Source organism: Streptomyces sp. NBC_00385, assembly GCF_035917155.1.
Lineage (GTDB): Bacteria > Actinomycetota > Actinomycetes > Streptomycetales > Streptomycetaceae > Streptomyces > Streptomyces poriferorum.
The window spans coordinates 7,412,189-7,426,932 of sequence record NZ_CP107951.1 but is presented as its reverse complement, the minus strand read 5'-3'; the positions used below and the strand labels follow the sequence as shown (position 1 = coordinate 7,426,932).

At 70.2% G+C, this 14,744-nt stretch carries 13 protein-coding genes and 1 riboswitch; of the genes, 3 read left to right on the top strand and 10 right to left on the bottom strand.

What is annotated here, in order from left to right; translation table 11 throughout:
• Positions 1 to 22 precede the first annotated feature (22 nt).
• From hisG to ribD, 7 genes are read right to left on the bottom strand one after another with little or no spacing between them, the layout of a single operon-like run.
• Positions 23 to 871 (bottom strand): ATP phosphoribosyltransferase, encoded by an 849-nt coding sequence (gene hisG / locus OG959_RS33115; RefSeq protein WP_219573227.1) that lies wholly within the window; start codon positions 869 to 871, stop codon positions 23 to 25.
• Between the two features lie 59 nt (positions 872 to 930).
• Entirely contained in the window at positions 931 to 1,203 is a 273-nt protein-coding gene (locus tag OG959_RS33110; RefSeq protein ID WP_018524273.1) for a phosphoribosyl-ATP diphosphatase, read from the bottom strand.
• Positions 1,204 to 1,238: 35 nt separating this feature from the next.
• Positions 1,239 to 1,724: a 6,7-dimethyl-8-ribityllumazine synthase gene (gene ribH, locus OG959_RS33105; protein WP_219573226.1), complete on the bottom strand. Its 486-nt coding sequence runs from the start codon at positions 1,722 to 1,724 to the stop codon at positions 1,239 to 1,241.
• Positions 1,725 to 1,760: 36 nt separating this feature from the next.
• Positions 1,761 to 3,059, bottom strand: coding sequence for a bifunctional 3,4-dihydroxy-2-butanone-4-phosphate synthase/GTP cyclohydrolase II (locus OG959_RS33100; protein WP_326664404.1), 1,299 nt, complete (start codon positions 3,057 to 3,059; stop codon positions 1,761 to 1,763).
• On the bottom strand, positions 3,056 to 3,700 hold the full coding sequence (locus OG959_RS33095; RefSeq protein ID WP_219573224.1) for a nicotinamide mononucleotide transporter family protein: 645 nt from the start codon (positions 3,698 to 3,700) through the stop codon (positions 3,056 to 3,058). Before OG959_RS33095 ends, OG959_RS33100 begins: the two co-directional genes overlap by 4 nt.
• Complete coding sequence (locus OG959_RS33090) at positions 3,697 to 4,314, bottom strand: riboflavin synthase (protein WP_326664401.1); 618 nt, start codon at positions 4,312 to 4,314, stop codon at positions 3,697 to 3,699. Before OG959_RS33090 ends, OG959_RS33095 begins: the two co-directional genes overlap by 4 nt.
• Complete coding sequence (ribD, locus tag OG959_RS33085) at positions 4,315 to 5,415, bottom strand: bifunctional diaminohydroxyphosphoribosylaminopyrimidine deaminase/5-amino-6-(5-phosphoribosylamino)uracil reductase RibD (protein ID WP_326664399.1); 1,101 nt, start codon at positions 5,413 to 5,415, stop codon at positions 4,315 to 4,317. It lies immediately after the preceding gene.
• A gap of 157 nt (positions 5,416 to 5,572) precedes the next feature.
• Positions 5,573 to 5,703: riboswitch (FMN riboswitch) on the bottom strand.
• Between the two features lie 263 nt (positions 5,704 to 5,966).
• Between ribD and OG959_RS33080 the strand changes: the two genes are divergently transcribed.
• A complete protein-coding gene (locus OG959_RS33080; RefSeq protein ID WP_326664397.1) occupies positions 5,967 to 8,309 on the top strand; it encodes a chitinase C-terminal domain-containing protein in 2,343 nt (780 codons plus the stop codon).
• 646 nt (positions 8,310 to 8,955) lie between these two features.
• Here OG959_RS33080 and OG959_RS33075 read toward each other — a convergent pair.
• Positions 8,956 to 10,134 carry an ROK family transcriptional regulator gene (locus OG959_RS33075; protein ID WP_326664395.1) on the bottom strand — a complete coding sequence of 393 codons (1,179 nt, stop codon included), beginning with the start codon at positions 10,132 to 10,134 and terminating at the stop codon, positions 8,956 to 8,958.
• Between the two features lie 150 nt (positions 10,135 to 10,284).
• Here OG959_RS33075 and OG959_RS33070 point away from each other — a divergent pair, with 150 nt between their 5' ends.
• Positions 10,285 to 11,517, top strand: coding sequence for an MFS transporter (locus OG959_RS33070; protein ID WP_326664393.1), 1,233 nt, complete (start codon positions 10,285 to 10,287; stop codon positions 11,515 to 11,517).
• Positions 11,518 to 11,753: 236 nt separating this feature from the next.
• A complete protein-coding gene (locus OG959_RS33065) occupies positions 11,754 to 13,136 on the top strand; it encodes a uracil-xanthine permease family protein (RefSeq protein ID WP_326664391.1) in 1,383 nt (460 codons plus the stop codon).
• Between the two features lie 48 nt (positions 13,137 to 13,184).
• On the opposite strand, the gene OG959_RS33060 is transcribed toward OG959_RS33065, so the two are convergent.
• Together OG959_RS33060 and OG959_RS33055 are read right to left on the bottom strand one after the other, a co-directional pair.
• Positions 13,185 to 14,231: a hypothetical protein gene (locus OG959_RS33060; RefSeq protein WP_326664389.1), complete on the bottom strand. Its 1,047-nt coding sequence runs from the start codon at positions 14,229 to 14,231 to the stop codon at positions 13,185 to 13,187.
• The gene (locus tag OG959_RS33055; protein WP_326664387.1) at positions 14,228 to 14,656 is read right to left on the bottom strand and encodes a hypothetical protein; all 429 of its coding nucleotides are present in this window, start codon (positions 14,654 to 14,656) and stop codon (positions 14,228 to 14,230) included. Before OG959_RS33055 ends, OG959_RS33060 begins: the two co-directional genes overlap by 4 nt.
• Positions 14,657 to 14,744 lie beyond the last annotated feature (88 nt).

The window sequence follows — 14,744 nt, the reverse complement described above, 5'->3', positions numbered from 1 at the left end:
GGTCTTCTTCCGTGTCCCGCCGTCAGAGGCGGCAGGCGTGGATGGCCGTGGTGAGGATGGCGCGGGCGCCGAGGTCGTACAGGTCGTCCATGATCCGCTGCGCCTCCTTGGAGGCGACCATGGAGCGGACGGCGACCCAGCCCTCGTGGTGCAGCGGGGAGATGGTCGGCGACTCCAGGCCCGGGGTGAGGGCCACGGCGCGTTCCAGGTGCTCGACGCGGCAGTCGTAGTCCATCATCACGTAGCTGCGGGCCACCAGGACGCCCTGGAGGCGGCGCAGGAACTGCTGGACCTTGGGATCGTCGACGGCGGCGCCGGTGCGGCGGATGACGACCGCTTCCGACTTCATGATCGGCTCACCGATGACTTCGAGTCCGGCGTTGCGCATGCTGGTGCCGGTCTCGACGACGTCGGCGATGATCTGGGCGACGCCGAGCTCGATGGCGGTCTCGACGGCACCGTCGAGGTGGACGACGGAGGCGTTGACGCCGGTGTCGGCCAGGTGCTTGGCGACGATGCCCTCGTAGGAGGTGGCGATCGTCATGCCGTCGAAGTCCTGGGGCCCGGCGGCGGTGCCGGGCTTGGTGGCGTAGCGGAAGGTGGAGCGGGCGAAGCCGAGCTGGAGGATCTCCTCGGCGTCGGCACCGGAGTCCAGCAGCAGGTCGCGGCCGGTGATGCCGATGTCGAGGCGGCCCGAGCTCACGTAGATCGCGATGTCGCGCGGGCGCAGGTAGAAGAACTCGACCTGGTTCTCGGGGTCGACGAGGACGAGCTCCTTGGACTCCTTGCGCTGCTTGTAGCCCGCCTCATGGAGCATCGCCATCGCAGGCCCGGAGATAGCACCCTTGTTGGGGACGGCGATGCGCAGCATGAGGTCGGGTTTCCTTTGCGAAAGAGGTCGGGAACGTCGGGCGGGTGAGGAGGTCGTGCTCAGAGGTGGGCGTAGACGTCGTCGAGGGAGATTCCGCGCGCGACCATCATCACCTGGACGTGGTAGAGCAGTTGCGAGATCTCCTCGGCGGCTGCGTCCTTGCTCTCGTGCTCGGCGGCCATCCAGACTTCGGCGGCCTCCTCGACGACCTTCTTGCCGATGGCATGCACGCCCTTGTCCACCAGTTCGGCGGTACGGGAGGTGGAGGGGTCGCCGTTGGCGGCCTTGAGCTGCAGCTCGGCGAAGAGCTCTTCGAAGGTTTTGTTCGCCATGATGTCCTTAAGAATACGGGGTCCCGGACCCGCACTCAGCGCCAGGGTTCGCTGACCGAGCGCAGTGTGGTGGCGGTGGCCACGGCGGCGGTGACCGCTTCGTGCCCCTTGTCCTCGTTGGACCCGTCCAGGCCGGCCCGGTCGAGTGCCTGCTCCTCCGTGTCGCAGGTGAGGACACCGAAGCCGACGGGGACACCGGTGTCCACGGCGACCTGGGTGAGGCCGAGGGTGACACCGTGGGACACGTATTCGAAGTGCGGGGTGCCTCCGCGAATGATCACGCCGAGGGCGACGATCGCGTCGTAACCGCGGCCGGCCAGCACCTTCGCGACGACCGGGAGCTCGAAGCTGCCGGGGACCCGCAGCAGGGTCGGCTCGTCGATGCCCAGCTCGTGCAGCGCGCGCAGTGCACCGTCGACGAGTCCGTCCATCACCTTCTCGTGCCACTGCGCCGCGACGACGGCGACGCGCAGGTCACCGCAGTTGCGTACGGACAGTTCGGGTGCGCCCTTGCCGCTCATGTCTCTCCTACTTCGTTCCGGATATGTGCTGGTGTGTTACTGGTTGCCGCAGGTCGACGCGGTGGCGGCGTCGAGCCAGGGCAGGTCGTGCCCCATGCGGTCGCGCTTGGTGCGCAGGTAGCGCAGGTTGTGCTCGCCCGCCTGGACGGGCATCGGCTCCCGGCCGGTGACGGCCAGGCCGTGCCGCAGGACGGCGGCGGTCTTCTCCGGGTTGTTCGTCATGAGCCGAAGGCTGTGGACGCCGAGGTCCTTGAGGATCTGGGCGCCGGCCGCGTAGTCCCGGGCGTCGGCGGGCAGGCCGAGCTCCAGGTTGGCGTCGAGGGTGTCGACGCCGCGCTCCTGGAGTTCGTACGCGCGCAGCTTGGACAGCAGTCCGATGCCGCGGCCCTCGTGGCCGCGCAGATAGACCACGACGCCGCGGCCCTCCTCCGTGATGCGCCGCATCGAGGCCTGCAGCTGGGGGCCGCAGTCGCAGCGCTGGGACCGGAAGATGTCGCCGGTCAGGCACTCGGAGTGGACCCGGACGAGAACGTCCTCGCCGGTCCCGATGTCGCCGTGGACCAGGGCGACGTGCTCGACGCCGTCCACGGTGGAGCGGTAGCCGTACGCGGTGAACGCGCCGAAGTCGGTCGGCAGCCGCACCTCGGCCTCACGGCGGACGGTGGGCTCGGAGGTACGGCGGTACGCGATCAGGTCCTCGATGGAGATGATCGTCAGTCCGTGCTTGCGGGCGAACGGCACCAACTGGGGCAGGCGCAGCATGACGCCGTCCTCCCCGGCGATCTCGACGATGGCCCCGGCGGGCCGCAGTCCGGCCAGCCGGGCGAGGTCGACGGCGGCCTCGGTGTGGCCGTTGCGCACGAGGACCCCGCCGGAGCGGGCGCGCAGCGGGAAGATGTGGCCGGGGCGCACGAAGTCGCCCGGTCCTGCCGTGCCGCCCGCGAGCAGCCGGAGCGTGGCGGCCCGGTCGGCGGCGGAGATGCCGGTGCTCACGCCGTGTGCGGCCGAGGCGTCGACGGAGACGGTGAAGGCGGTCTTCATCGACTCGGTGTTGTGCACGACCATCTGCGGCAGTTCGAGCCGTTCCAGCTCGTCGTTCTCCATGGGCGCGCAGATGAGTCCGCGGCACTCGCTCATCATGAAGGCGACGATCTCGGGCGTGGCCTTCTCGGCCGCGATGACGAGGTCGCCCTCGTTCTCCCGGTCCTCGTCGTCGACGACCACGACGGGCCGGCCTGCGGCGATGTCACGGATGGCCTGCTCGACGGGGTCGAGGGAGAGGTCCTCGACGGGTGCGTCGTGATCGCGGTGCAACCAGGTGGGCTGGGCAGTCATGCCGTGGCTCCTTCCAGAGCGGGTGTCCGCGTACGCAGCCACCAGTCGCGCATGCCCCACAGGACGAGGGCCCCGTAGACGACGTAGATGAGACCGGAGAAGGCGAGCCCGCTGTGGAAGTTGAGCGGGACGCCGACCAGGTCGACGAGGAGCCAGGCGAACCAGAACTCGACCATGCCGCGCGCCTGGGCGAGCATCGCCACGAGCGTGCCGGCGAATATGTACGCGTCCGCCCACGGGCTCCACGAGAGCGAGGGGAACGCGGTGAACAGGCCACCGACCGCGAGGGTGCCGAGGGCGGCGCCGCCGAGCAGGTAGCCGCGCTCGCGCCAGGTGGCGAACCGTACGGCGATGGAACCGTCCTGGGCCTGCTGCCGGCCCCGGGTCCACTGCTGCCAGCCCCACACCGCGACGGCGATGACGACCAGCTGCTTGCCGACGCTGCCCGCCTGATGGACGGAGACGTTGGCGGCGACCAGCACGACGCCGGACAGGAGCTGGGCGGGCCAGGTCCAGATCGAGCGGAGCCAGCCCAGGGTCAGGGCGATCAGACCGATCGTGTTGCCGATCATGTCGGACCAGATGATGTGCTGGTCGAAGACGGTGAACGCCTCCGAGTTCAGCCAGTGCAGGGCGCTCACTTCGCCGTCTCCCCGGGCTCCTGCGCGGAGTTGCCGAGCAGCCGCTCGACGTACTTCGCGATGACGTCCACCTCGAGGTTGACCGGGTCGCCGGGCTCCTTGATGCCGAGCGTGGTCAGGGCGAGGGTGGTGGGGATGAGGCTGATGGTGAAGTAGTCGGGTCCGGCGTCCACGACGGTCAGGCTGACTCCGTCGACGGTGATCGACCCCTTCTCCACCACGTACCGGGTGAGGTCCGCGGGGAGGGAGATCTTCACGATCTCCCAGTTCTCGGAGATCTTGCGTTCGATGATGCGGCCCGTGCCGTCGACGTGCCCCTGGACGATGTGCCCACCGAGCCGGCCGCCGAGCGCCATGGGGCGCTCCAGGTTCACCCGGGAGCCGGTGGCCAGGGCGCCGAGGCTGGAGCGGTTCAGCGTCTCGGCCATCACGTCGGCGGTGAACTCGTGCTCGCCGAGGTCCACGACGGTCAGGCAGACACCGTTGACGGCGATCGAGTCACCGTGCTTGGCGCCCTCGGTGACGACGGGGCCGCGCAGGCGGAATCGGGAGGCGTCGTCGAGCCTCTCGACGGCGGTGACCTCACCCAGTTCTTCGACAATTCCGGTGAACACTCAGATTTCCTTCCGGGCGGGGCCGGGGACGGCGGTGATGCGCAGATCGGGGCCGATGTGTTCGGTCTCGGTCACATCGAGGCGCAACGCCTCGGCGATGGTGGAGATTCCGGCGTCGGCGAGGGCCGCGGGGCCGGCGCCGAGGAGCACGGGGGCGAGGTAGCCGACGACCTTGTCGACCAGTCCCGCCGCGACGAAGGCCCCGGCCAGGGTCGGGCCGCCTTCGAGGAGTACGGAGCGGACGCCGCGCCCGTGGAGGGCGGCGAGCAGTGCGGGAAGGTCCAGCCCGGGGCCGCCCGCCGCGCGGGGCAGCCGCAGGACGGACTCGGCGGGGAGGTGGCGGGCGTCGGCGTCGTCGGCGACCGCGATCACGGTGGGTGCGGTGGGGTCGAGGACCCGGGCACCGGGCCGTACGGCGGTGGCGGCGGTGTCGACGACCACCCTCAGCGGCTGGACGGCGCCGTCGATACCCCGTACCCCGAGCTGGGGGTCGTCGGTGCGGGCGGTGCCGGAGCCGACCACGACCGCGTCCGCCTCGGCACGCAGGCGGTGGACGTCGGCACGGGACTCCGCGGAGGTGATCCAGCGGCTGGTGGCGTCGGCGGCCGCGATCCGGCCGTCCAGGGTCGCCGCGTACTTCCAGGTGACGTGCGGGCGGCCGAGGCGCACCGAGGTCAGCCAGGCGGCGTTGACCGCTTCGGCCTCCTCCGCGAGCAGGCCCCGCTCGGCCTTGGTCCCGGCGGCGCGCAGGGTGTCCGCACCGCCGGTGGCCTGCGGGTTCGGGTCGCCGACCGCGTACACGACCCGGGCGATCCCGGCCTCGACGAGCGCCTGGGCACAGGGGCCGGTGCGGCCGGTGTGGTTGCAGGGTTCGAGGGTGACGTAGGCGGTGCCGCCGCGGGCCTTCTCGCCGGCCGCGCGCAGGGCGTGGATCTCGGCGTGCGGCCCGCCGGCGCGCTGGTGGTAGCCCTCGCCGACGGGGTGTCCCGTCGCGTCGAGGACGACGCATCCGACGACCGGATTGGGGCTGGTGGAGCCGAGGCCGCGGGCGGCGAGCGTGACGGCTCGGCGCATGGCGGTGGTGTCGGCTGCGGTGTCCACCGGGTCCTCCTGCCTCTTCGGGCACGGACTCCGGGGCCTGTCGATGACGACAGATGAAGCGGTACGTTGCACAGGAAGACGCCGAATGCCCGAAAAACGGATGGATCGGTCGCCCGAAACCCATCCGCCGACGGCGGCGTACCCGCGAAACGGCCCGCCGCGCACTGCCTCCCATCCGGACTTTAACCGTCGGTCCAGGAATCCCACCTGGTCAACCGGCCGCTGGATGCGGACGGGTCGCGGACTATAACCGCCGGTTCGGAATTGCACCGACCCCGGAGTGCGCTGCTGCTGGTACACGATCAGTGTGCCACGAGTGGCCATGACCCATACGGGCGAACGCTGTGGAGTGGCTCACAGACAGGCCGTGACAAGGGCTCTTTTCGGACACTCGCACCCTATTGGTCCAGACCTATTGACGCACTGGTCTAGTCCTCTTAATCTCTGCGTCACCTCCGAGGAGCGGTTCCGGGTGTGCGCACACCCGGCAACCAACACGACCCACCCCCTTGTCAGTTGTGTTCTGCCGACCTCCCCAGGAGGAACCGAACGTGCTGTCCCCCACTCGCGCGAGAGCCACCCTGCTCGCAGCCGGCGCCAGTGTCGCCGCCCTGCTGATCGGCTCGCTCGCCGCAACCCCCTCGCAAGCCGCCGACCAGGAGTCCTGTCGCCCCGACGGGCTCTACGAGACACCGGGCGTAGCCGTCCCGTACTGCTCCGTGTACGACTCCGAGGGCCGCGAGAAGATGGGCGCCGACCACCCGCGGCGGGTCATCGGCTACTTCACCAACTGGCGGACCGGCAAGGACGGCAAGCCCGCCTACCTCGCCTCCGACATCCCGTGGGACAAGGTCACCCACCTCAACTACGCGTTCGCCCACGTCGACGGCGCCAACAAGATCTCGGTCGGCGGCGACGGGCCGGACAACGCCTCGACCGGTATGACGTGGCCGGGAGTCGCCGGTGCGGAAATGGACCCGGGCCTCCCCTACAAGGGCCATTTCAACCTGCTCAACAAGTTCAAGAAGCAGCACCCGAACGTGAAGACGATGGTGTCGGTGGGCGGCTGGGCCGAGACCGGCGGCTACTTCGACGACAGCGGCAAGCGGGTCGACTCCGGCGGCTTCTACTCGATGGCGACCAACGCCGACGGCTCGGTCAACCAGGCCGGGATCAACACCTTCGCCGACTCGACGGTCGACTTCATCAAGAAGTACGGCTTCAACGGCGTCGACATCGACTACGAGTACCCGACCACCATGAAGGACGCCGGCAACCCGCTGGACTGGACCCTGTCCAACGCCCGCCGGGCCGGTCTGGTCAAGAGCTACGCCGCGCTGATGAAGACGCTGCGCGAGAAGCTCGACCGCGCGTCGGCAGCCGACGGCAAGCACTACCTGCTCAGCGTCGCCGCGCCCTCGTCCGGCTACCTGCTGCGCGGCATGGAGACCTTCCAGGTCCAGAAGTACCTGGACTACGTCAACATCATGTCGTACGACCTGCACGGCGCCTGGAACGAGTACGTCGGCCCGAACGCCGCCCTGTTCGACGACGGCAAGGACGCCGAACTCGCCCAGGCGAGCGTCTACTCGACCTCGCAGTACGGCGGGACCGGCTATCTCAACACCGACTGGGCCTACCACTACTTCCGCGGTTCGATGCCGTCCGGGCGCATCAACATCGGGCTGCCGTACTACACCCGCGGCTTCAAGAACGTGCAGGGCGGCACCAACGGCCTGTGGGGCAAGGCGGCTTCCACCGACTGTCCGGCCGGCGCGGGGCTGACCAAGTGCGGGGACGGTGCCGTCGGCATCGACAACCTCTGGCACGACCAGGACACCGCGGGCAAGGAGGCGCCGGCCGGCTCCAACCCGATGTGGCACGCGAAGAACCTGGAGAAGGGCGTCGTCGGCGACTACGTCACGGACTACGGATTCGCCGCGGACACGAAGCTGACCGGCACCTACGTCCGCAACTACGACTCGACGCTCGTCGCGCCGTGGCTGTGGAACGCCGAGAAGAAGGTCTTCCTCTCCACCGAGGACGAGCAGTCGGTGAAGGCCAAGGCGGACTACGTGGCCGACAAGGGCATCGGCGGCACGATGATCTGGGAACTCGCGGGCGACTACGGCTGGAACGCGGCCAAGGGCCAGTACGAGCCGGGCTCCACGCTCACCTCCACGATGTACGACACCTTCAAGTCGGCGGGACCGTACGGGGCGAAGCGCTCCACCATCGGCCTGCCCACGCAGGCGCTGGACATCGACGTGTCCTTCGACCAGTTCCCGCTGGGTGACTCCAACTACCCGATCAGCCCCAAGCTGAAGATCACCAACAACACGAAGGCGACACTGCCCGGCGGTACGGAGTTCCAGTTCGACTACGCGACGTCGGCACCCGCCAACGCCAAGGACCAGTCCGGCTTCGGCACCACGATCGTGCGCAGCGACCACACCGCCGCGAACAACATCGGCGGGCTGAAGGGCGACTACAACCGCGTCTCGCTGAAGCTGCCCGCCTGGCAGAGCCTGGCGCCCGGCGCCTCGGTGCAGGTGGACTTCGTCTACTACCTGCCGACGTCCACACCGTCCAACTGGACGGTGACGTTCGGGGGGCAGTCGTACGCGCTGGCCGTCGACCTGGCCCGCGGTACGACCGTCGTCGAGCCGGGCGGCAGCACACCGTCGCCGGACCCGACCGGCACCACCGGGCCGAGCCCGGACCCGACCGGCGGCACGTGCGCCGCGGCGGCCTGGAACGCGTCGGACTCCTACGGGGCCGGGGCAACCGTCAGCCACGGTGCGCACCAGTGGAAGGCCAAGTGGTGGACGAAGGGTGAGACGCCCGGATCCACCGGCGAATGGGGTGTCTGGCAGGACCTCGGCGCCTGCTGACGCGGTACGGAGGCGGGGTTCCCGCCGGTGCGGGTTCCCTGCGGGGTGCGGGTTCCCGCCGGTGCGGGTTCCCGCCGGTGCGGGGTTCCCGCCGGTGCGGGGTTCCCGCCGGTGCGGGGTTCCCGCCGGTGCGGGGTTCCGTCCTCAATCGCCGGACGGGCTTGGGTAGTGCGGGTGCCCCGCCGGGTGCGGGACGCCTGCTCCGGTGGTGGGGGTCCGGGGCCCCTCCGGGGAGATCTCCTCGGACGCCGCACGTTCCGCGGGTACGCGAAGGACCCGGGTCGATGTGCGTCGTCCTGCGGGGACTCCCCTGCACGGCCCCGGACCGGCCCGTCTTGCGTCTGCGACAGTCGTCACGCCGGTGTGCACACGCGACTGATGCCGGGTGGGGGCGTGCAGGGGAGTCCCCGCAGGAAATGGCGTACGACCCGGGTCGATCGCGTAGCCGGGTGAACACGCCAGTTCCGAGGAGATCTCCCCGGAGGGCCCCCACCCCCACCCGCCGGACAGAGGCGCACCCCACGGGCGACCCGCGCATCTCAAGCCCGTCCGGCGATTGAGGACGGAACCCCCCGCCCCGGAAAGGGGCAACAGCAGAGGGCCCCGCGCCCCGGGCACCCTCACCGGCCGCCCGCCCAAGGGCCCCTCACGCCACCGGGGTGAACAACGCGTCCTGGGCCGCCTCACGGGCGGTCAGCACCGCGCCCCGCAGGACCGCGGTGCCGCCCAGCAGGCCGGCTCTGACCTCGGTGCGCAACGGGGACAGCTTGGTCAGCCGTTCCTCGACCCGGGCGGCCAGCGCGTCGCCGCCCGCATGGCCGACCTCGCCCGAGAGCAGGACGCAGCCCGGGTCGAGCACCGAGGCGACGGCGGCGACGCCGAGGGCGAGCCGGTCGGCGAGGGTGTCCAGGAAGGTCTCGCTGTCGCCCTCCCCCGCCAGGGCCGCGCGCACGGCGACCGCGCCGCCGGGCTCCTGGCCTCCCGCCGGTGCGGTGATGCCGTGGGCGGTGGCCAGTTCGACGAGCGGCGCCGAGCCCACCAGGGAGTGGAAGCCGCCGTCGCAGTTGACCGCGGACGGGGTCCCTATCGTGCCGGGCACCGGCAGAAAGCCGATCTCGCCCGCACCGCCCGAGGCGCCGCGACGCAACTTTCCGTCCAGCATGACGGCCGCACCCACGCCGTGGCCCAGCCAGAGCAGGACGAACGTGTCGTGGTCCCGGGCCGCTCCGACCCGGTGTTCGGCGACCGCGGCGAGATTGGTCTCGTTCTCGACGAGCACGGTCGCCGGCAGACGCTGCTGGAGCGCCCGGACCAGCCGGCGGTGCCAGGCGGGCAGGCCCGTGGTGTCCCGTAGTTCACCGGTGACCGGGTCGATGAGGCCCGGGGCACCGATGCCGACGCTGTGCAGGGGCGCCGTTCCGGCTGCGCGCGCCGTGCGTTCCAGGAGGGCGACGGCCCGTTCGACGGCGTCGTCGGCGGCGGTGTCGCTGCCGATGGGCAGGGTCGCTTCGGCGAGGGTCGCGCCCAGCAGGTCGGCGACGACGACGGCGACGCTGTCGGTGCGTACGTCGAGTCCGGCGAGATGGGCCCGGTCGGCGACGATGCCGTAGAGCCGGGCGTTGGGGCCGCGTCGCTCGGCCCCGGTCTCGCCGACCACCTGGATGAGGCCCGCGCCCTGCAGCCGTTCGACCAGGTCGGCGACGGTGGGCCGGGACAGCCCGGTCAGGGTCTTCAACTGGGTGGCCGTCAGCGGGCCGTCCTGCTGGAGGAGGCGCAGGGCGAGCCGGTCGTTGATGGCCCGGGCGGTGCTCGGTGATGCGGGCATGCCGGGATCCTTCCAGATCACTGTCACGGGCGGGACCGGGCAGTCTATTTATCAGGCAGGGTTCCTGATAGTTTACTGCCCGCATCGTGGAGAAGGGCGCCGGGGAGCGTCTCGAACCGCGCGGACATTCCCAGGGGAGGGCACGGCGGTATGACTACGGATTCGACGGCTACGGGCTTCGGCACACAGGAGGTGCGTCGGGCCAGGTACGCCATCGCCGCTGTCTTCACCGTGCACGGCGCGGTGACCGGCAGCTTCGCCACCCGGGTTCCCTGGATCCAGGACCACGCCGGGGTCAGCGCCGGACAGCTCGGCATCGCCCTGGCCTTCCCCGCGATCGGCGCCTCGCTCGCGATGCCGCTCGCCGGTACGGTCAGCCACCGCTTCGGAGCCAGGACCGCGCTGCGCGGGCTGCTGGCCCTGTGGACCCTGGCACTGATCCTGCCCGCCCTGGCCCCGAACCTGCTGACGCTGTGCGCGGCGCTCTTCGTCTACGGGGCGTCCGCCGGAATGTCGGACGTCGCGATGAACGCGCTCGGTGTCGAGGTGGAGAACCGGCTCGACAAGTCGATCATGTCCGGGCTGCACGGGATGTGGAGCGTCGGCGCCCTCATCGGTTCGGCGGCGGGCACGGTGGCCGCCCATCTGGGGGCCGACGCACGGCTGCACCACACGCTCGTCGCGCTGGTCCTCACCGTCCTGGGCCTCATCGCCTGTCAGCGGGTACTGGACCTGCGCAGCGAACCGGACGAGGAGCCGCCGCCGCGCTTCGCCCTGCCGCCGAAGTCGGCCCTGATCATCGGCGCGGTCGGCTTCTGCGCGGTCTTCGCCGAGGGCGCGAGTCTGGACTGGTCGGCGGTCTACCTGCGTGACGTACTGGACAGTTCGGCAGGGCTCGCGGCCGCTTCGACGACCGCGTTCGCCCTGACCATGGCCATTGCCCGGATCGCCGGCGACCGGATCGTCGACCGCTTCGGTGCGGTGCGGACCGTGCGGACCGGCGGCGTTCTGGCCACGGTCGGCGGGATCATGGTGGTCACCGCCCCGAACGCGGCCCTGGCGATGTCCGGTTTCGGGCTGATGGGGCTCGGCATCGCCGTGGTCGTGCCGCTCGCCTTCGCGGCGGCCGGGCGCAGCGGTCCGAACCCGAGCCAGGCGATCGCCGGCGTCGCCACGATCACGTACACCTCGGGGCTCATCGCCCCGTCGGCCATCGGCTCCCTGGCCGAGGCCACCTCGCTGGTCGTCTCGTTCGGTGTGGTGTCGGTGCTGGCGTTCGGGCTGGTGCTCGGCGCCGGGGTGCTGCGGGCCGGCGACCGCAAGACCGTGGCGTCCTCGGACGCCGGTGCCGCGAGCCGGGCCGCGGCCGAGCCGCGTCCCTGACGTGCGGCGGGCCGGTCCCCGGCCGAGAGGGCATGCCTTTCCGGCACTAACATGGCGCTGATCTTTTCCGCGGTGGCGCCAAGCCCGACGAGGACTCGACGACGCGGGCCGAATCCCCACCCTCACGGCCAGTCCTGTCGGCATGCGCCTGAACCGCATGTTCCGCTGGCCGTCGAGCCCGCGGTCCGGTCGGCGGAGCTCAGCACCACCCCAGCAACACATCAAGGAGCAAGACCATGGCGGCCTTCGGCTGGAAGCTGCACGGCGACGGCAAAAGCCTCGCACCGGGCGAAGTCGTCAGACCGGATGAGCGGCTGACCTGGGGGCGCACGGCCGGCCTCGGTGCGCAGCACGTGGTCTCGATGATCGGGGCCTGTTTCGTCGCCCCGATTCTGATGGGTCTGGATGCCAACCTCGCCGTCATGGCCTCCGGTGTGGCCACCATCCTCTTCCTGCTGATCACCCGCGGCCGTATCCCCAGCTATCTCGGCAGCAGCCTGTCGTTCATCGGCGTGGCCGCCGTCATCAAGACTCAGGGCGGCGACGCGGCAACGCTCACGGGCGCTCTGCTCGTTGTCGGCGCGGTCCTCTTCCTGTGCGGGGCAGTCGTTCGCGCTCTGGGCGCCCGCATCATCCACGCCGTCCTGCCGCCGGTGGTCACCGGTGCGGTGGTCATGCTGATCGGGTTCAACCTGGCGCCCGTGACGGCCGGCACCTACTGGCCGCAGGATCAGTGGACCGCGCTGCTCACCATGCTCTTCACAGGTTTTGCTCTCGTCGTGCTGCGTGGCTTCTGGTCCCGCATCGCGATCTTCCTCGGCCTGGCCTTCGGCTACCTGATCTCGTGGGTGCTCGACCGGGCCTTCGGTAAGATCCACTCCCCTGCGGGAGGAACGGAATCGGTCGACCACTGGCGCCTCGACCTCTCAGGGGTGGCCAAGGCAGACTGGATCGGCCTTCCCGCCTTCCATGCCCCGAGCTTCTCCCTCTCCGCGGTTCTTGTCGCCCTGCCCGTCGTCATCGCGCTCATCGCGGAGAACGCCGGGCACGTCAAGGCCGTGGGCGAGATGACGGGCGATCCGCTGGACGACAAGCTCGGCACGGCGATCATGGCCGACGGCGCAGCCACCGTGCTGTCGACATCGGTCGGCGGGCCCGCCACGACCACGTACGCCGAGAACATCGGTGTCATGGCGGCTACCCGCGTCTACTCGACCGCTGCCTACTGGTGCGCCGCAGGCTTCGCAATCCTGTTCGGCCTCTGTCCCAAGTTCGGTGCGGTCGTGGCCGCCATTCCTGGCGGAGTTCTCGGCGGGATCACCGTCATCCTCTACGGCATGATCGGCCTGCTGGGCGCCCAGATCTGGGTCCGCTCCCGCGTCGACCTGTCCAATCCGCTCCACCTCGTGCCCGTGGCTGCGGGACTCATCGTGGGAATCGGCAATGTCAGCCTGACACTCACCGACAACTTCGAGCTCAGCGGCATCGCTTTGGGCACGCTGATCGTCGTCATCGGCTACCACGCTCTCCGGGCCCTGGCACCTGCCCACATGAAGGGCGAGCCGCCACTCGTCGAATCGGACGATCCGGGGTATGACCGAGGTCTCGGGAAGCCTTGATCCTGTCGCCCCGGCCCCCGAAGCCACCCTGCGCACGCCTGCACCCGATCAACGGGAGCGATCCGCCAGGGTCAGCAGGAGATGAGCGGATTCCGGACGGAGAAAGTCGGAGTGGGCGCCCGAGGGGTGGAAGCAGCTGCCGCGGTAGAGCCAGTCGGCGTCGATGTTGACCAGTCGGTGGTCCAGGACCTCCTGCGGATAGTCGGTGCCGGTGGGCAGCAGGCGTGTGGAGAACTGGGGCACCGGGGCCGCCCCGGCACCGGAGTGGCCTATCCCTGGCGTCTTCTCTGCGCGCAGGTGCCAGAATCCGGTGGCGCGGTCCCAACGGGAGTGGGTGAGGGCTATCGGGCCGCGTATCGGGGCGCCGGGGCGCGTGGCTGTCGGGAACAGCGTGTCGAACCGGCGGAGGAACGCATCGCGAGGTGCCGCCATCTGGAAGATCAGCATGCTGTCGACGGTGAAGGGGCGACGTGGGTCGAACGGCGTGCTCCAGCCGAGCACCGGCGGCTCCTCGGCCGCCCGCTGCACCGCCTCGCACAGGAACCGGCCGCCGAAGGAGTGGCCCATCAGGTGCAGGTACTGGCCGGCCCGGTTGGACAGGACCGCAGGGCCCGAAGGGTCGCCCCGTTCGGCATCCAGGTAGCCCAGCAAGTGCCCGATGACGTAGGGGGCATGCCCCTGCCCTTCGGCACTCATGGCATGCGCACGGTCCCTGATCCGTTCGTAGCCCTTCCTTCCGGGAAGGCTGGAGGACGGCCACCGGACCACGACGCACCACGGGCGGTATCCGGAGTTCAGAGCCGGGTAGCGGTCCGGGGCCGACTCGTACAGTTCGACGGCCTGCTCCAGCAGTTGTACGGCGGCGCTGGTCGCCCGGCTCGCCTTGGTCTGCCAGCCATGGACGTACACATGGATGTCGGTGGCCCAGTCGGGGATGCTCAGTCCGCGCGCCAGGTGATCTGCGGCACGGTCGACCGGCACCGGTGTGTCGCTGCCGGGCAGTATCAGGCGGCCCTGCTCATTGAGTTCGATCTCGGCCGGCGGAGCGATTCCCTGCCGTCGGGGATCGGGCTTCCGCTTGCGGGACGCGGTCATGAGACGAGGTCCAGACGGGTATTGATGCCGCAGTTCAGCGAGTAGGCGAGGGCGAGCGGGTTGTTCAGCTCCCGGGCGAAGTGCCGTACGAGCCACTGGCCTATCTCGCCCGCCGTGTACCCGCCTGTCAGATAGCGGTCCAGAAAGGCGTACGCGTATTCGGTCGCGAAGACCTGTGGAATCTCGATCTGCGGTGCCATGACGCCGTCGGCGCCCTGGTCGATGAGTTCCTGCCCGAGGTGCTTCAGTCGCCCCGGTTCGGCGGCCTTGGCCGAATGGCAGGCGTTCAGCAACACGAAGGGCTTGAAACGGGACTGTGGGCTCCGGATGTACGAGCGCCGCTTGCGCTTCACCACGGGACCGTCGATGTCCTCGGCGTCGGAGAGCCGTACGGCCAGGACCTGGCTGGAAGCTCCGGTGTGCACGAAGTGGCCGTGGCACCAGAAGTACGGTGATCGGGCCCGTCCGCGCGCTCGCGTTCTTCGGCCAGGGCCTCCAGCCTGTCGAGCGACG